13 protein-coding genes are annotated in these 17,771 nt (G+C 36.2%); 7 read left to right on the forward strand and 6 right to left on the reverse strand.

The features are described from left to right. Window positions 1–65: 65 nt before the first annotated feature. Window positions 66–356, forward strand: a complete 291-nt coding sequence (locus tag BMX24_RS03045) for a helix-turn-helix transcriptional regulator (protein ID WP_089790600.1) — start codon at window positions 66–68, stop codon at window positions 354–356. A 510-nt stretch (window positions 357–866) separates the two neighbouring features. On the opposite strand, the gene BMX24_RS03050 is transcribed toward BMX24_RS03045, so the two are convergent. The 3 genes from BMX24_RS03050 to dinB all read right to left on the reverse strand — a co-directional run bounded on the left by BMX24_RS03050 (window position 867) and on the right by dinB (window position 8,905). Then, entirely contained in the window at window positions 867–3,263 is a 2,397-nt protein-coding gene (locus BMX24_RS03050) for a T9SS type A sorting domain-containing protein (protein ID WP_139176705.1), read from the reverse strand. Between the two features lie 1,408 nt (window positions 3,264–4,671). After that, window positions 4,672–7,740 carry a DNA polymerase III subunit alpha gene (locus tag BMX24_RS03055; RefSeq protein WP_089790602.1) on the reverse strand — a complete coding sequence of 1,023 codons (3,069 nt, stop codon included), beginning with the start codon at window positions 7,738–7,740 and terminating at the stop codon, window positions 4,672–4,674. Window positions 7,741–7,756: 16 nt separating this feature from the next. Beyond that, window positions 7,757–8,905 carry a DNA polymerase IV gene (dinB, locus tag BMX24_RS03060; protein WP_089790603.1) on the reverse strand — a complete coding sequence of 383 codons (1,149 nt, stop codon included), beginning with the start codon at window positions 8,903–8,905 and terminating at the stop codon, window positions 7,757–7,759. A 61-nt stretch (window positions 8,906–8,966) separates the two neighbouring features. On the opposite strand from dinB, the gene BMX24_RS03065 reads away from it, so the two are divergent. The 3 genes from BMX24_RS03065 to BMX24_RS03075 all read left to right on the forward strand — a co-directional run bounded on the left by BMX24_RS03065 (window position 8,967) and on the right by BMX24_RS03075 (window position 11,484). Then, on the forward strand, window positions 8,967–9,752 hold the full coding sequence (locus BMX24_RS03065; protein WP_089790604.1) for an XRE family transcriptional regulator: 786 nt from the start codon (window positions 8,967–8,969) through the stop codon (window positions 9,750–9,752). A gap of 99 nt (window positions 9,753–9,851) precedes the next feature. Beyond that, window positions 9,852–10,391, forward strand: coding sequence for an alpha-ketoglutarate-dependent dioxygenase AlkB family protein (locus tag BMX24_RS03070; protein WP_228404659.1), 540 nt, complete (start codon window positions 9,852–9,854; stop codon window positions 10,389–10,391). Between the two features lie 295 nt (window positions 10,392–10,686). Continuing rightward, window positions 10,687–11,484: a hypothetical protein gene (locus BMX24_RS03075; RefSeq protein ID WP_089790605.1), complete on the forward strand. Its 798-nt coding sequence runs from the start codon at window positions 10,687–10,689 to the stop codon at window positions 11,482–11,484. Window positions 11,485–12,314: 830 nt separating this feature from the next. Here the strand turns inward: BMX24_RS03075 and BMX24_RS03080 are convergent. Then, a complete protein-coding gene (locus tag BMX24_RS03080) occupies window positions 12,315–13,100 on the reverse strand; it encodes a hypothetical protein (protein ID WP_089790606.1) in 786 nt (261 codons plus the stop codon). 688 nt (window positions 13,101–13,788) lie between these two features. Between BMX24_RS03080 and BMX24_RS03085 the strand changes: the two genes are divergently transcribed. From BMX24_RS03085 to BMX24_RS20960, 3 genes are read left to right on the forward strand one after another with little or no spacing between them, the layout of a single operon-like run. Further along, window positions 13,789–14,022 carry a hypothetical protein gene (locus tag BMX24_RS03085; protein WP_089790607.1) on the forward strand — a complete coding sequence of 78 codons (234 nt, stop codon included), beginning with the start codon at window positions 13,789–13,791 and terminating at the stop codon, window positions 14,020–14,022. Next, window positions 14,023–14,568: a DUF6624 domain-containing protein gene (locus tag BMX24_RS03090; protein ID WP_089790608.1), complete on the forward strand. Its 546-nt coding sequence runs from the start codon at window positions 14,023–14,025 to the stop codon at window positions 14,566–14,568. Window positions 14,569–14,583: 15 nt separating this feature from the next. Continuing rightward, a complete protein-coding gene (locus BMX24_RS20960) occupies window positions 14,584–14,694 on the forward strand; it encodes a recombinase family protein (RefSeq protein ID WP_449390475.1) in 111 nt (36 codons plus the stop codon). Window positions 14,695–15,923: 1,229 nt separating this feature from the next. Here the strand turns inward: BMX24_RS20960 and BMX24_RS03105 are convergent. Next, window positions 15,924–17,090: a cation:proton antiporter gene (locus BMX24_RS03105; protein WP_089790611.1), complete on the reverse strand. Its 1,167-nt coding sequence runs from the start codon at window positions 17,088–17,090 to the stop codon at window positions 15,924–15,926. A 109-nt stretch (window positions 17,091–17,199) separates the two neighbouring features. Beyond that, window positions 17,200–17,652: an Hsp20/alpha crystallin family protein gene (locus BMX24_RS03110; RefSeq protein ID WP_089790612.1), complete on the reverse strand. Its 453-nt coding sequence runs from the start codon at window positions 17,650–17,652 to the stop codon at window positions 17,200–17,202. Window positions 17,653–17,771 lie beyond the last annotated feature (119 nt).

Below are 17,771 nucleotides of genomic sequence, written 5' to 3' on the forward strand. Positions count from 1 at the left end.
TTAATGCTCATTTCAATAAGCTTAAATCGTATTGATCAAAATTTGCTTAATAAAAGAACTTTATTATGGAAAATGATAGAATCTTAAGCAAGCTCAATAGAATCGAAAAGTATATTATTGGTTTAAAAGATATCCTGAATACCGATGAATTGTCAGACTATACGGGATTTAAAAAGTCTTATATCTATAAATTGGTTCATCATAACCTTATTCCTTATTCCAAACCTAACGGTAAAAAATTATTCTTTGATCGTAAAAAGATAGATATTTGGTTATTAAGTAATTCCTTTAAATCTAGCCAGGAGATTGAAAGAAATGCATTGGATTTTATAGTAAAGCATAACAAAATGAAGTAATCATTTTATAAGAAATTACAAAAAGCTTACTAAGATTATCCATAATATTTTAAAGCAGTAATCTTTCTTAATTGTAAGAAAATACCACGAAAATGAATGAGTATTTATTCACCCTTCTTCCAATAATAATACATTTGCGGACTGGATTTGAAAAGCCAAGACGGAAGAAAAGAAGTACAGGAAGCCATCTCCTTTATTATTGGGCAACTATATATTTCAGTGTACCAAATCAAAAATATAAAATAGTAAGTGCCAATGATCTGTCAGGTTTAAATTTGTATTTAATAGCAAAACTCATAATTTAAATAAAGATACTATTTTGTACAATTAGGTATATAATTACCTAGATTATCTGTTTCGACTACAAAGAAGAGCAGAGACGGAAACCGGATGGAGCGATTACAGGAACTCAATGAAAAAAGAAAAGATCTTCTTGTTAAAAACCAGAGCCAAAAAAGGCTGTCTCAAAAGTGAAACAACCTTTATACCTTTACAATGTAAAATTTATAATTAATGTCTTACCATGAGCTGCAGGGATTTGTTCTCAAGGCCTGAGCTGATATTTACCATATAACTTCCTTGCGGTAGACCTGCCGTAGAGAATTGAATACTATTTTTACCTTTTTTCAGTTCACTGGAAATAAGGCTCTTTATCTCTTTTCCATGCCAGTCTGTTATTTTTGCGGTAATTTTCGCATCATTCTTTAAAGTAAAGCTGAGAAAGGCTATATCTGAAACAGGATTTGGAGACAGCTTAAGATCATCCGAAAATAATGAGTAGGAATTACCGCTTTGTTTTTCCAGATATTCTTCATTTTGGTCTTCTCTGTTTATGTCTACCAGAAAATGGCATACACTGCCATACTGCTCTGATGGCTTATCAGATGCGACCTGAGAAACGGCAAAATCATATTCCTGAAGAGTATTGATATTCATATTAACCAGATTGAAATTGACTGTAACAGGTAACGATTCTTTTGCCTGTAGCCGTATGTTTTTTAATATGGCTTTCGATATATTTGTGACGAGGATTTCATGCTGGTCATAATTCAGGATCTGTATCCCTTCTCCCTGCTTTCCGCCTTCTATCCATCTCTGCCATATTCTGGGATCGAGTTTTATGGTAACATTGCCAGCATTTTCAAATGGTATTCCCGAATCTTTTACACGCTCGAAACGGATGTCAAAATGATGTTCATCATTAAAATAATTACCTATGAAGAAGCCGCTTCCACTGAAAGGATATACACCGCTCAGGTTTACCAGTCTGGTGTTTCGGGTAACGATGTTGTTGTTATTCACTACATTGGGTTCAATAGGTCCAACTTGCTCATTATGCATCGGGTCATTGGGATCATCTATTCTTCCCAGAAAACAGATCACATTATCTGCATTGGCTCCATAAATGCTTGGATTTACAGGATGCCACTTTGCATCTATAATGTATTCCTCTCCGGGTGCCAAAGCCGGTATCTTAAAACCATAACCCGGAACATATATATTCGAAGGATTAAAGCCCGTATAAGGAATATTCAATTCACCTCCTGCCGCAATACCTCCGATGTTTCCTACTCCCACACCTATCCAGGAATCAGGCCAGGTTTCACCCGTTGACCCCATTGTCCAGTAAAGTCTTGCATAACTAGGGGATGAGGTATGACAGCTCTGGTTGTGTACTCTGAATCTCATAACATTGGAGCCCGGACCCGAATATCCCGGATTTTCATGGATAAGGTTTAGCCCGGAATTAGTTACTCTATTCCATATATCGGGACTTTGGTAGATATTAATCCATGTGTTTGCGCTAGGGTTTGGTTCCAGACCTGTATCCACAGGGCTGTCATATGATGCCAGATCTTGCTTGTGGTTGACAGTAAAATAATTTTCATTATCCACCTGCTCGGGGAGAGCCCTTACATGGTAACGGCCGATAGCCGGAAGTGTTACAACCTCAGTAGCTGTTAAATTCACAATATCAACCGAAGCCAATTTATACGGAGGAAATTCTCCCGAAGTAGTATAGAACTTTCCATCGATCGCTTTTTCAATATGTGAGTCAAGGTATTGTTGAGAGCCCGGAATATAGGATATGCTGCCAGAAGCCATGTTTATGACTGCAAGACCGCGTTTCAGCGCAACATTATTATTTTGTGAAACGAGCAGCCTATTACTGTCAATAAATTCAAGCCCCCTTACATTCTGTACCCCAAATGATGAGGGTACAGACCATGTGCTGATGTATCCGCCCTGGTTGTTCAGATTATACACCTTAAAGCCTGCATAAGTAGCCAGAGCCAGCTTCATATTTCCGGAAACCGGATCTTCATAAAGATCTGCTTCATCAGAAATATCATTGATATTACTAATAATTGTTGCTTCATAGGTGATACCGGTATTTGAAATTCTAAATCTTCTGCTTTCGCCTGCCGTTGCAAAAAGAAAACGTGTATTATCGGCTTTTAACTTAGAAATGGCTATTGATCCCATTAATGTATTCATGGATCCCAGGTTAACCATATAATAGCCGGGAACATAGTTCACAGATCCGTTGGAAACCTCAATCATGCTGTAATATAATGATGTTGTTCCGCCAACCGGTGCGGGAGGAATTCCGATAAGGTAAAACCTGTTACAGCTTCCCGGCACTCTGATGATTCCCATTTCCTGTGCAAATGAGGTATTTTGATTGATTCCTCCTCCTGTCCTGTTGAAAAGAAGATTATTGTTCTCATCATAAAATCCGTTTACAGACCACAGGTCACCGGTGTTGATGCCTAATGAATTGATAATTGTGGGTGAGGTCCCAGAAAAATCTATTAAAGAATTACCTACCGTCCATTTGGGCATCTGTGCGCTGAATATACAGGCACAAAGAGCCAAAGATAATAGCAGAATTTTTGTTTTCATGGTAATATTGTTTTAGTGAATTAAGCTATTAATATACTCAAGAAGCACAAGCCATGATACTAAAAATGATTATATGGGATGATATTGCCTGTAAGTGTAGACACTTGCTTTGTAAGTGTATTTATAAATATAAAATGATCAGATGATAAAATGAAAGTTGCAATTAAAACATTTTTAATTTTGGATTAACTGAAGGTTAAATATTATGTTTATTACAAAGGATAGGTAAAAAGAAATATCAAAAGAATTTAAACAAGACGCATGAGATTTTATTGTCTTCTATCACCGGTACCAGTGATTTTTTGGTTTTACCCACTAGTGGTGTTTTTTGATAGCCTGTAAAGGAATTAACTTTGAGAAAACTAATAACTAATTATTCCTAAGAGGCCGTTCTTGATAATGGTTATTTTGTAATTATTGTCAGATACGGAGTCCTTTTGGTAATAAATATTTAAAATAGTTTTTGCCAAAAAGAAATCCTTATTGATTACATAGCTAAATTACATTTAACCAGAGAATGGTATTCAAGACTTTTCAGAATCCAACCCCAACCCATAGCATAAGGGATTGGGGTTTATTTAACTAAGTTTGTTTTATTTTAACAAGTAGTTTCCTGTTATAATAAATTTTTTTTTGTAGCAAACCCGTTGTTGGAAATAATAACTTTTCACAGCCCTAATGAAATCTTCGAAATTTTAGAAGGACAAAATATTTCCTAGAAATCCTATTTCATATCCAGTAGATCGAATAATTTAGTCTTATTCCTATTCCTATTGTTGGGGGCATAAGATCGATGTTAATCTGGAAATAGACGAGGTCAAAAAAATTCCATCATGTTTCTTACTTTCGATCTTACATTCATATACTTTGTATTTCAGGCATATAAAAAGTACTATTATTACTTTTCAGTGATTATTCTGCTTAACCTGATTACAATTTGCTGTATCAAATATAAGGGGCTAATAGAGAAATAATCGGTCAAGTAAGTCAGAGTCAGGATTGTGGCTTAGAATATCTTCAGGTAAAAGTTCTGGTTTGTCTGTAAAACAGTATTTTATTTGAATAGATTATTAGGACTGAATTATAACTAGAAAAGATAAAGCTTCTCAGAAGAGAAGCTTATTGATAAGGTTGTAAACTAACTGATCGTTAACCTTTTATAAAGATAGTGAATTTTTTATATATAAAAATTGCCTCTCAGGGGCGAGAGGCAAAAAGATCTATTACCACTAAGCGAAGCGGTAGGGTAAATTTATAAAAAACATTAATTGTATGCAAGTAATTTGTGAATAATTTTAGTTATACTCCTTTGTATAATGAAATATTCACTAAATGCTGATGAATTTGCTTTAATTGATATCTTCAGCTTATAGTAAGATTGAAGTTATATTTATCTTATAAAGCAATTTTAACTTTTTGTTTGAGTGCCGAACATCTGACGGGGTAGTCCTATTTCATGCGCCTGAGGATAAGGTTCCCTGAAGGTCATACTCACATCCTCCTTGATGTGGCGGTGGATATCGTATTGTTTATCTTTATCATAAGCATACCGGGGATCGGGAATCATCGGCATTTTGGCCATTTTATGGATGGTAATGGAAGGGAAATGAAAGTCAACTTCCACGGTTCCCAATAGCAAATAACAGCCGCCGCCCTGAAAATCATATTTTTTCAGGCTGTCCGGAAAATGTGCCGTATCGAAGTAATGACCATTTACATCGATCCAGGTTCCGAAATACATGGTTCCTTTTTTTGTGGGAACGTGTTTCCTGGCAATAAGATAGGCCAACATTTTTACCTGTTTCTTATGATACTGTAAAAGGTCTTTTACAAAAACAGAGCCTCGGTACTTGGTTTGCAGCAGATCAAAAGGAGTGCATGAAACAGGAAATCCGATGAGTTCGATTTCATCAAAAGCATCTTCAAAGTTTTCTCGTTTTAACCGGGGTAATCGATGCTGAGGAACAGCTTCCTCAAATAATAACATGCCCCTGTTTTCAGGTTTAAAATTCACCAGCAATATACGGGCTTCAACAAGCAGTTCGTTTTTAGGTTTCCCGGTAAAGCGGAATGCTCCGACGAATATCAAGGTTTGTACAGTCTCAATACCGATGGGAATACGCCTTATGAAATCTTCCAACGATGTATAATTGCCGTTTCTTTCACGTTCTTCAACAATAGTATTGGTTATTCTTGTTTCCAGGCCTTCCAAAAGCATAAGTCCTAAATAGATACTTTTCCCTTTCAATATGGTTTGAAACTCACTTGTATTAACACAAGGAACCTGAATATTTCCACCTGACATTTTTGCCTCATGGATATAAACTTCAGTACGGTAAAAACCTCCTTGATTATTAATCACGGAAACCATGAATTCCAACGGATAATATACTTTCAGATAGAGGCTCTGATAGCTTTCCACAGCATAGGATGCCGAATGCGCCTTACAGAAAGAATATCCCGCAAAAGATTCAATCTGCCGGTATGCTTCGGCGGTCAACTCCTGCGAATGCCCTTTATCTCTACAGGAATTAAAAAAATTGGCTTTTACTTCCTGAAGCTTTTTAATGGAGCGGCCTTTGCCACTCATTGCCCTTCGTAGGATATCCCCATCCGCTAAAGAAAGTCCTCCAAAGTACTGGGCAATTTTAATCACATCTTCCTGATACACCATAATTCCGTAGGTTTCCTTCAAATGCTCTTGAAACACCGAATGAAAATATTCAAATTGGTCAGGATGGTTGTGCCTGAAGATGTATTCCCGCATCATACCGCTTTGTGCCACACCGGGCCGGATAATGGAAGAAGCAGCTACAAGGGTGCGGTAATCACTGCATTTTAATCTTCTTAAGAGTCCCCGCATGGCCGGAGATTCTATATAGAAACACCCGATGGTTTTCCCTACGGCCAGATATTCATTGGCTTTTTCCTCATCCTTGGATAGGGTTGTATCGCGAATATCAACGTTAATGCCTCTGGTTTTCTTGATAAGATTGACTGTATCGTTGATCGTTCCCAAACCTCTTTGGGAAAGAATATCAAATTTCTCAAGCCCGATATCTTCCGCTACGTTCATATCAAACTGAACGATAGGGAATCCTTTAGGCGGTATTTCCAAAGCGGAATAGTTCGTAATGGGGTCTTCTGAAATCAGAATTCCACAGGCATGCATGCTCCTTTGGTTAGGAAAGCTTTCCAATAACTTAACGTACTTATGAATGGTTTGGATCACTGAATTGGACTCATGGGTTTCCATGGGTTTTTTCGTCAATTCGTCGAGTTCCTCTTTAGGTAGCCCAAAAGCTTTTCCTACTTCTCTGAACCTGGATTTGTGCTTGAACTCTACATTAGTTCCACAAAAAGCCACATGGTCTTTCCCATATCTTTTAAAGATATATTCCAGAATGGTATCCCTGTTCTGCCAGCTCCAGTCGATATCGAAATCCGGCGGGGTCATCCGGTTAAGGTTTAAGAACCGTTCAAAATAAAGATCCAGTTCCAACGGGCAGATATCGGTAATGCCTAGGCAGTAGCTGACAATTGAATTGGCCCCGCTTCCACGCCCCACATGCATAAACCCCAGGCTGTTGCTATACCTTACAATATCCCATGTAATCAAGAAATAGGAACAAAAGTTAAGCTCGTTGATGACTGCCAGTTCCTTCTCAATCCTTTTTCCTGCAATTTTATGATCCGTTCCGTAGCGTCTTTTTAAGCCTATATATGCCAATCTTGTCAATAGCTTTAAGTCAGATTCTTTTGACTGGGTATAACATTGTTTATTCCTGACCTTTTTAAATTCAAAATCAAAGCTGCAGGCTTCTAAGATTTTTTTTGTATTTTCTATAATCCTTGGATACTGCCGGAAAGCTTCCAGGATGGTGTTTTCAGATGTAAAATATTCTGATGGACGGGCTATATCCTGGTCGCTTAATTTTGATAACAATATATTTTTATCAATCGCCCTTAAAATCCGATGAAGGCTGTACTCTTTTTTTGTGCTGAAAGAAACGGGGTGGAGGATCACCATTTTTGGAATCAGCAGGGCAAGCTCAGGACGAATTAAAAGGGTAAGCTCGTCTTCACGAATCCCTATCAATTCATTTGCTTTTAAGATGGAAGGAATTTGATCCAAGGGATAGACTACAAATATATCCTTGAATTCTGGTGCAGTTTGAGAAAGTTCCCGGCCATGGCAATGGTAATCCGTCAGCATGACATTGACTTCGCCGATTCCCGAAAATTCTTTGGCAATAGCGATATAAAGAAGCCGATCCTCTTTTCGTATTTCGACTCCTGCGATAGGTTTGATATGGTAGTTTTCACATTCTTTCTTAAAATCATAGATTGCGGTAACGGTATTAATATCTGTCAGAACCAAAGTTTTAATATCCTGTTCATATGCCTGTTTTACCAGCTGTTCAACGGATAAGGTCCCGTACCTGAGACTGTGAAAAGAATGACAATTGAGAAACATAGTAAAGATGTTAAAGTTATTTTCCGAAATCAAAACCAGATGCCTTGCCCACAGCCCCCGTTCCGAATCGATTTTTAAGATAATCCATGGTCTGGTAGAGCCTCATCTGCTCTTCGGTATCTTCAAAAAGATTCATCTGATGGCTGCCGTGGACCAAGCCTGTAAAGCGCAAGCCGACCAGCCGGAGCCTCATCCGTCTTGTATACACCTTGTTGAAAAGCTCCAGCGCCACTCTCGAAAGCGTATGATCAGCAGCAGTATAGGCTACTTTACATTGCTTGGTCTCCGTATCGAAATTGGCATAACGGATTTTAATGATAACTGTAGAGGTCAGCCATTTTTCCTGCCTCAATTGATAGGCCAATTGTTCTGCCATCCCGGATATGAGTCTTTTGAGCTCAATAATATCCATCGTATTATTTGAAAAAGTCCTTTCGGTTGAGATGGATTTTCTTTCAGAATAGGGGATAACCGGATTTTCATCAATGCCGTTGGCTTTTTTCCAAAGCTCTTTCCCGTTAACCCCAATCATTTGCTGAAGTACCAGCACCGGCATCTCGGATAAGGTGTGGATGGTACGGATACCGATTCTTGAAAGAAGCTGGAAAGTCTTGTCTCCTACCATCGGAATTTTTTTAATGGACAAGGGATTTAAGAAGGGTTTTACCTCCATGTCCTTAATTTCAAGCCTTCCTACAGGCTTTGACTCTCCCGTCCCGATTTTTGAGACTGTTTTATTCGTCGATAAGGCAAAGCTGATAGGAAGTCCTGTCTCTTTGGTAACGGCTGATGCAATTTCCTGTGTCCACTGATAACATCCGAAGAACTTATCCATTCCGGAAAGATCAAGGTAAAATTCATCTACACTTGCCTTTTCCATGACCGGAACCTTTTCCCGGATAATTTCAGTAACGGTATGTGATAAATTGGAATACAGTTCATAATCCCCGCGAATTATCCTGGCATCAGGGCAAAGCCTCTGAGCCATGCGTATCGGCATTGCGGAACGGACTCCGAATTTCCTTGCCTCATACGAGCAAGAAGCTACCACTCCCCGGTCTCCGCCTCCTATAATCAGAGGGATACCTTGAAGCTGGGAGTTATTACGCCTCTCACAGGATACAAAAAATGTATCCAGGTCCATATGTACAATCGCTCGGTTCACGGTGTAAAATTAGATACTATTTGGATCAAATTGTTTATATTTGTTGGTATAAATTATACCAATGTCAGTTTTTGCAGAAAATATCAGGTTTTTGAGAGATCAGGAAAAAATATCGCAACAGAAGCTTGCCGATGCTCTTTTCATTACAAGAGAGCGGTATGCAAAATATGAAGATGGCAGATCGGAGCCACCTATTGAGATCCTGCTGAGGATATCAAGGTATCATAAAGTGAGCATCGACCTTTTGGTGAGTATCGATATCAGGAAATATCCTTTGGATAGCCTGGTAAATCTTCCAGACAATAAAATTTTACTGCCCGTAGTGATTGATCCTGAAGGAAACAAATATATTGAAATTGTCCCTCAGAAAGCTTCTATGGGGTATCTGAAAGGCTTTAGTGATCCGGAATATATTGAAAGCCTTCCGCGAATCCAGCTTCCGTTTTTGGGGCATGGAATATTCAGGGGATTTATGGCTGACGGGGATTCAATGCCGCCTTTTGCTGACGGAACCTGTGTGATAGGGGAATATGTCGAAACCCTGGATGATTTAAAAAAGGGAAAAGAATATATGTTTATCACCCAACAGGGCTATACCTTCAAAACATTTGTAAAAAAAAATACCCGAAGTATAACGGTAGTCGCAGATAATACATTCTATGATCCGTACGATATTCCTTTAAAGGATATGATCCAGATATGGCGTTATGTACGAGGGATTTTACCCCAGGATTATAAACCTCATTATCTTCCGGATCATGTCAAGCTTAAAGATTTGGTGGATGAAGCAAAACGGAGTATCAGTAATTTGGAAACGAAACTTTTTCATTTGAATAACAATGAGTAAAAACTTCCCCGAAGGGAAGTTATAAAACACAAATGATGAAAAAAAAATCCCTTTTTTGAATGGGACAGCATAAAGTTAAGAATTTAAGATAGAATTACAATGGATCAGCTGAGTTTATTTGATGCAAAAGAATTTTATGAATTTCCCAAAGACCTTATAGAATATCAGGAAGATTTTTTAAGCAGAGCAGAAGCCGACATGCTCAAAGACCAACTGCTGCATACTGTTCCCTGGGAGCAGCGGACCCAAAAGATGTATGATAAAATGGTTTTAACACCACGCCTTACGGCTTGGTACGGTGAGCGTAATAAATCCTATAACCCGGAGGAAAATTCTTTACCTACTGATTCATGGATACCTGAACTCTTGCTGCTTAAAGAGAGGATAGAAAAAGAATTCGGCTATCGGTTCAACGGAGTACTGCTCAATTTGTACCGTGATAATAATGATTCGGTGGATAAGGAAAGCCGTTACGGCAAAAGGCCTGTGATTGCGTCAATCAGTTTGGGACAAACCAGAAATTTTGATTTTAGAAAAATGGATCATCATCAAAGCAAATACAGCCTGCCCCTTCCGCATGACTCTTTGCTGATTATGAAAGGGGATATGCAGGAGCACTGGGAGCCATGGTATTGCTAAATCTTCAGTCCCGATGAAAGAGCGGATTAACCTAACGTTCCGATGGATTAAGGAACCCTAACCAAACAGAATAAAAAACTATTTTACGATTGCTTATCATTGGTAACTCTCAAATCATTTAATAATAAATTTTGCCTTTTTCAATTCTCAAGACTTTCCCTTTTCCATTTTTTTGACGGTCCGGATAACCGTTTCAATGCATAAGCCTGTTAAACTGGTCAGCTGTCTTCTGCTGAATGGAACCATATAAGGATAGGGAGATTGATTTGAATTATAGTCCTTATAATAATCCATAATGGTTATATTAACCTCATGTAACACAAACGATGATGAAACTATTTTAGAAGGCAAACAGGCAGCAGCAGTAGATCGGCAGGGCTGGACTCAAACATCTGTACTTCTTGCTGGTCTGAACAATCCGGAAGATACGAGTTTCATGCGATCTGAATTGAATAAGTTAATTAATTTTTGGGGAATTCCTGTTCAAATGATGTTTGTAAATGACCCAGTGGATCCAAACGGGAGTATGAATGCCATATCATACGATAATGGCTCCATGATTTATTATGGATATACTTTTTATAATGACGCAAAAAGTAAAGCAGGAAATATCGGTAATGTATTCATTCTAGGGCATGAGTATGGGCACCAGATTCAATACAAGTTCCAGTTGCCTCAAATAATAACAGAAAATACTTCAAGAGGTATAGAGCTTGAAGCAGACGGATTGTCTGGATATTATCTTGGACGCAACCAGGTCAGTTTTCAACAAGTTGCGATAGCCGCTAATTATGCTGCAGCTATAGGTGACTTTAATATAACGGATCCTAGTCATCACGGTATTCCATCGCAAAGAAGATCTGCTGTCCGTTTAGGTTATTTACTCAGTGCAAACGCTTTGACTCCGCAACAATTTGACATGTACTTTAAATATTATTATTTTGGGGTATTAAATGGACAATATAAAATTAAAGATAACAGCTCTATCTCCATTGATCCTGAACTAGATCAAAATATTAGCAAGCATCTTGAAGAGATACAAAGAATTAAGAACGGTGAAATGTCTTATGAGGAATATCGTAATCTTAAATAAATTGCCTATGTGATCTTGTAATTTCTAGCTAATTTACAAGCAAGCTTAATCATCTGAGACAACAAGAGCGAACTTTATTTTTACTCGATTGGGATGTAATCTGATCGTATTTTAAGGCATTGACAAAAGTTTAAAAACTATTTAATCAAATTTCACTGTTGATACTAAAGTATATACATTCAGTGTTTTTGTGTGCGGGAGTAAGAATACTCCCGCTTTCTTGTTGTTAAAACACAAAATTTTTTTAGTTATAATGAATTGCTGATTTTGGAAAAACTAAGGATATATAGTAAGAACCTTTCTTACAATTTCTCTATTCCTTATATTTTTCATGGTATGTACGATTTCTATAGAATTTAATGACTTTTCTAATTTTACTCATGTCTGTTATTTTATTTGCCATAACCTGTAATTTTTTTACGAATATATGACTGTAACAACATGAAAAAATCTGTAGTATTTTATTGCAAATTTCGAATACAAGGTTGTCAATTTGAACTGAAATTAGGGGGTCAGTTTGCTCCGAAATTAGTGGATACTACATGGTCAATATTACTGAGATTTACATCTTAGTGACGGATGTAATGCTTTCAAGTGATGATATTTTCATTATCAACTTTCTCCAATTGATAGAGATAAATATATTTGCATATCAAATGTTGGGAGGGTACCGCATGTGTTAAGGGAGTGATCTTAATACCTATCTTCATAAATAATAGATTTTCCATAAAATCCAAAGGGATCATAACAACTCCAAATGGTCCTTATAAAAGAACTTACTACAAAGTAAAGGATATTTTAATCTTCTTGTTGTTAATTTTCATATATTGCTATAGTTCCTGGATAAGAATATAGGTAGCAGGGGTCTTGCCTAAGGGATCATTCGGAAAAAGTCCATAGGTATATGAAGGTCCGAAAGTAGTTAACTTAACAGTCACAGGCGTATTACCCGTTTGGATAACGGAAGTGGCGAGACTTATTCCTGCGTCCTTCACAGATTCTGTACTAGCCTCCTGGTACCCTGTAATATTAACAACACCTACTCGGTTTCCTGTGGTGGCGTCCAAAAAATGAAATCTCATCCATGCTTCACCATCTGGTACCGTGGAGCTGTAAAGCCAGCTTACATTGCCATGCAATAAAAATGTTTTGTTGGGAGGTAAAGTTATGTTGCTGCCTGATACACTAATTAAGTCGGCATTGACTCCTGTTTTAGTTTGCCATACAATATCACCCTGCTGCATTAATTGAGCCTGGTTTTTACCAATATATGCAAATATTTTCTGTGTTGTTGCTGTTGTAATAAACTTTTGCCATACATTGCCGTCAAAATAATAAAATCCTACAGTATCAATATTTACAGCGTTACCGGCCTGAGAGCCGGTAGCAGCGTTATTTACATAAATCATGGTAGAAACAACAATACCTACCATACTTTGTGCTCTCTGCCTGTCTACACGGGGAATCACCAAGCCGTCTACATTTGTGGAAGTGCCGGTAGGATTTTTAGCATTAATGTATAATGTAGAAACGGGGAAAGGTGTGTTAATTCCTATTTGTGCATTAATGGTTATCCCTAAGATTAAAGCAAAAATTATTAAGAGTTGTTTTTTCATTTTCGTTGTTTTTAGAATCTACTTGAATAAATTGTATAGATTTTGTTAGTATAAATTGTCAGACTACACTGTAGTTTTTTTGTAAAAATATAAAGAAGAAAATTTTTACAAAATAAAAAGCTTTTCCATTTTTCGAAAATGAAAAAAGAAAAATAATTAATTAATTGATTTATAGTCGGTTATATTTTGTTAAGTTATCTTATTGAACTTACTCTGTTTTGAAAAAAAAAATCTTTAGTCATATAATTGTTTGTTCCACAGTGTATTTATATACAAAGTGACCATCCCATACCTTGAAACGACTAAAATAAATCTCAAAAACGATTCATTTTAATTTTTTAAAAAACGTTTTTAAGATCACATTTCAATTTAAAACATCACTAAAAAATAAGTTTTGATTGACGAGTTGCTGAATGTGGCTAAAGGTAGTTTGAGCTGAGGAATGGAGGTAATTTTATGTTTTTACCCTAAAAATAAAAGATTTGTCAATCCATCGAAAACTTAGAATGAAAATTTTTTGGTAAACACTTAACAATCATATCATCAAAATAAATTTTATATTAGCAGCATACATGGCTTTACGAAAGTTATATAAATCAGATTGACGCAATGCGTAAATTTGAAAGTTAGCAGACATTTTGAAAACAGAACTTAAATATCTAAAATTTAGCAATTAAATACAGAAAAAATGAGAAACAATATGTATACTTTGTTATTATTATTTTTATTCACAAGCATTAATGCTCAAGAATATTCAAAATTAATAAGTGAAGCTGATAAATTATATGAAACAAAAGATTATAAAATGTCTACTGATTTATATAATAAAGCTTTTAAAATTGAAAGTAAAAATCCCAATCACTTATATAATGGCGCATGCGCATCTTCTTTAGCAGGAAATACAAAAAAAGCATTTAAATGATTGAACTTATCAATAGAGCAAGGTTGGACAAATCTAAAGCACTTAAATTCTGATACTGATTTAGAAAATTTACATTCAAAAAAAGAATGGGGGAAAACAATTAAAAAGTTAGAAAAAAAATTAGAGTTAATGGAAGCAAATTATGACAAACCATTGCAGGCTGAATTATTGACAATTCTTGACGAAGACCAAAAATATAGAATTCAAATCAATGAAACTCAAAAAAAATTCGCTCAAGATTCTAAAGAAATGCAAGACCTTTGGAAACTAACAATTCAGAAAGACTCAATTAATGTATTAAAAGTAAAAAAAATATTAGATGAAAAAGGTTGGGTTGGTAAAGACAAAGTAGGCGCACAAGCCAATAGTGCATTATTTCTTGTCATTCAACATTCAGATTTGGAAACGCAAAAAAAATATTTACCAATGATGAAAGAAGCTGTAACAAAAGGAAATGCAAATCCAGGCTCTTTAGCTTTGTTAATTGACAGGATAGAAATTCGGGAAGGCAGGAAACAAATATACGGAAGTCAGATAGGAACATAACAATCTTAAAAAACAATGGCTTCTTTGGCTGAATATGAAAGAGAGTTGATAAGAGAAAGAATTAATGCCGGTTTACAATCTGCAAGAATAAAAGGAAGAGCCGGCGGAAGACCAATCGAGTGGTAATTTTGTATATTTAGTGATAAGATATAGCCTTATCGGTGGGTGCCTATTATATACCAACCAATATCAATAAACTAATAAATTAAGAATTCTATGCGGCCTAATTACAAAAAAATTTATTATGACCTATTAAAAGAGAAGCAGCCTGAGAAATTGGATGATCCGAAAATTTTGCATCTTCTGAATAATTTAAACACAATGGAAGATGTTCTTAAGATTAATGCACTGGTCTCTGATTCGTCGAAAAAGAACTTGAAAAAAAACCAACAGCTTAAAAATTACGATAAAAAAACTGTGTTAAGATTATTGCATTATCAAAAAAAACACAATCTTTCGGATAATTTTATGTCAAAGAAACTTAAAATGAGCAGAACTACCATTGCAAAATGGCGGAAAATATTTGGTCATGAGGTTTGATAATTCACATTCATCTATTGTCGCGATTATTCCCTATAATATTGATTGATATAGGCCAGTTGGCACTTTCATATTAAATAATCTCAAAATGATACGAAAGGGGGTATTTTTATACAGGATCGGGAGAATTATGGTTGGAGTAATTCTGTTTGTGAAAGAATTGAATAAAAAAGAAATACATTGTAAATCTAGGAAAAGGAGGTTGTTACTATTTATCGTCAGGCGGAAATAAGGAATATTTGACAAAAGCTATTGTAAAGGTTATTATTAATATGAATATATTGCAATACTTTTTGTTGATTAATGTATATATTAATTTTTTGAAGAGAATTTAAAAATGTAAATATGTACAAATGTAAAAGCAGGTGTAAATGAAAATTTATATAATGGATTATAAACATTTTTATTTATAACTTCATTGCATTATTGTGAAAAATATAGATATGCTCAGTATTGGTATTACAGCTCCAGAAGATAAAATTAGAATCACTACAATTCTCCGATGCACTATTGAAATTCCCAAAGAGAATGACTGGCCCCCCCCCCCCCCCCAACTAGTTACAGTAAATACTCAATCTTATTTTAATAGTGATCGAGGTTGGAATAATGATAAAAAACTTTTATGCATATCATATTATGGCAATAAAAAATCCTTACCGAGGATTTTATTGATGACTGACTATTGGTGAAATTCTTGGAGTTTAGAGTCTCATTAAAATCATATCAAAATATTTTGTGGAGTGATTGAACATACAGCAATAAATAAACCAATGAAGAGAGGAGAATTAAAATCGATACCACATATTCAAGTCCATTTAATGTGGGATAACTGATTTTCTTTCAATAAGTTTTTTGAGCACCGAAATCCATATCGTAAAGAGTAGCAGTGATAAGCATGTGATGCCAAGTCCGTCTTTATATAAGCTGTATTCGATAATCCCTGTTTTATAGGCTATAGACAATGCCAGAATACCGAATTCTCCTGTCTGCGAGAGCAGGGCTCCTCCATACCAGCTGTCTTTCCAGTTATATCTCAGTAAGCGGAAAATAATAGCTGACATGATACTATTGCTGATCAGAACAAAAAATGCTCCTAACAGGATGAAGCGGAAGTTAAAATAAAGATAAGAAATGTCAATACGCAGCCCTATGGAAACAAAAAAAAGGGTAACAAAGAAAATCTTGAAAGGAATGAGTGAATGCTCAAGCCAGTGGAATGTTTTTATCCTTCCTACCAGAACACCGGCAATAAAACTCCCTAAGGCGCTGCTTAATCCGGCTGTTTCAGCCAGCAGTCCGAATCCCAGACAAATAAGAAGTCCCGAAAAAACCTGTAGATCATGGTCGTTTTCTATGGTCTTGAAAAATTCCGGTAATTTGATCTCCTGGGCAGTCCTTATTTTTTTCAGAACAAAAAAAATAGCAATACATACCAAAATGGGAAGCATACTATTCACAAAACTGGAATCATCCTTATTCCAGACTTTGAGCATCATTAGGACAGGAGCTAACAGCAAATCCTGAAAAATCAGCATATTGAGAATCATTATTCCAAAGGTTGTTTTTAAAGTATGGTGTTTTTTCAAAAATTCGCTGACTACTGCAGTACTGTTAAATACAAAAAGTACGGCGATAAGAATGATACTGTTCAAAGAAAGCCCTATAATATAGCCTACTGAAAAGGCACAGATGATACTCAAAAGTATTTTTATGCTTTGTGCTATGACAGGTTTTACAAGCAAACTTCGGTTATCGGGAACATCAATTTCCATTCCCAGAAAGAACATCAGGAGCATAATTCCTATTTCGCCGACAAGTTCTATCTCGTCCGGCTCAGTGAAAACCCCCGATACGTGAGGTCCGAGCACAATACCGGCCATAATATAGGCAATCAGGTAAGGCTGCTTAAGTTTCTTGAGCAAAAACATTATTCCTAATGTGGTAAGACAGAGTAGGCATATTGACCAGAGTAATCCATTCATAACCTTAATCAATGTTACAAATTAAAAATAGACTGATGGTTGGCAGATCTGATAGAAAATTGGTTTTCCTGAATTCAGGAAAACCAATATAGATGTAAAAAAGTGATAGTTATTGGATCTCGATTAGGCGGGGAGCTTTCTTTTTGGCATCTTCCGTCTTCGGGATTATGAGTTTTAAAACACCATTTTCGTATTTAGCTTCAATACGATCCTCATCCACTACATTCTTGGCCAGCTCAAAGCTGCGTTGGAAAGACTGATAGCTAAATTCTCTGCGGGTGTAATTGTCATTATTTTCTTCCTGTTGGTTTTTCTTGGCAGAAGAAATGGTAAGAAAATTACCATCCAGGGTAATTTGGAAATCTTGTTTTTCCATACCCGGTGCGGCAACTTCCACTTCAAAGTTCTCAGGATTTTCCTTGATATTGACCGAAGGAAGTGTGCTGAGGGTGGAAGAAAAATTGTTGTTGCCCCAGTTAAAAAGTTCGCGGCTGAAAAAGTCATCGAACAGTGTACGATTGGCAGGGAGCAAGCTGCCATTGTTTCTTTTTACGATTGACATAATAAACGAGTTTTTAAAGGTTAAACAATATATTTTAATGATCTCAATCAAAAATTTGCAAACGATATACCAAGGCCAATATTTGGAAAAAATGTCACATTGTGAATGAAAAAATGTCA

This window comes from Chryseobacterium wanjuense (assembly GCF_900111495.1).
Lineage (GTDB): Bacteria > Bacteroidota > Bacteroidia > Flavobacteriales > Weeksellaceae > Chryseobacterium > Chryseobacterium wanjuense.

Coding starts and splice junctions, on each gene's coding strand:
- BMX24_RS03045 (WP_089790600.1), top strand. CDS start 66: ATGGAAAATGATAGAATCTTAAGCAAGCTCAATAGAATCGAAAAGTAT.
- BMX24_RS03050 (WP_139176705.1), bottom strand. CDS start 3,263: ATGAAAACAAAAATTCTGCTATTATCTTTGGCTCTTTGTGCCTGTATA.
- BMX24_RS03055 (WP_089790602.1), bottom strand. CDS start 7,740: ATGTTTCTCAATTGTCATTCTTTTCACAGTCTCAGGTACGGGACCTTA.
- BMX24_RS03065 (WP_089790604.1), top strand. CDS start 8,967: ATGTCAGTTTTTGCAGAAAATATCAGGTTTTTGAGAGATCAGGAAAAA.
- BMX24_RS03070 (WP_228404659.1), top strand. CDS start 9,852: ATGGATCAGCTGAGTTTATTTGATGCAAAAGAATTTTATGAATTTCCC.
- BMX24_RS03075 (WP_089790605.1), top strand. CDS start 10,687: ATGGTTATATTAACCTCATGTAACACAAACGATGATGAAACTATTTTA.
- BMX24_RS03080 (WP_089790606.1), bottom strand. CDS start 13,100: ATGAAAAAACAACTCTTAATAATTTTTGCTTTAATCTTAGGGATAACC.
- BMX24_RS03085 (WP_089790607.1), top strand. CDS start 13,789: ATGAGAAACAATATGTATACTTTGTTATTATTATTTTTATTCACAAGC.
- BMX24_RS20960 (WP_449390475.1), top strand. CDS start 14,584: ATGGCTTCTTTGGCTGAATATGAAAGAGAGTTGATAAGAGAAAGAATT.
- BMX24_RS03105 (WP_089790611.1), bottom strand. CDS start 17,090: ATGAATGGATTACTCTGGTCAATATGCCTACTCTGTCTTACCACATTA.
- BMX24_RS03110 (WP_089790612.1), bottom strand. CDS start 17,652: ATGTCAATCGTAAAAAGAAACAATGGCAGCTTGCTCCCTGCCAATCGT.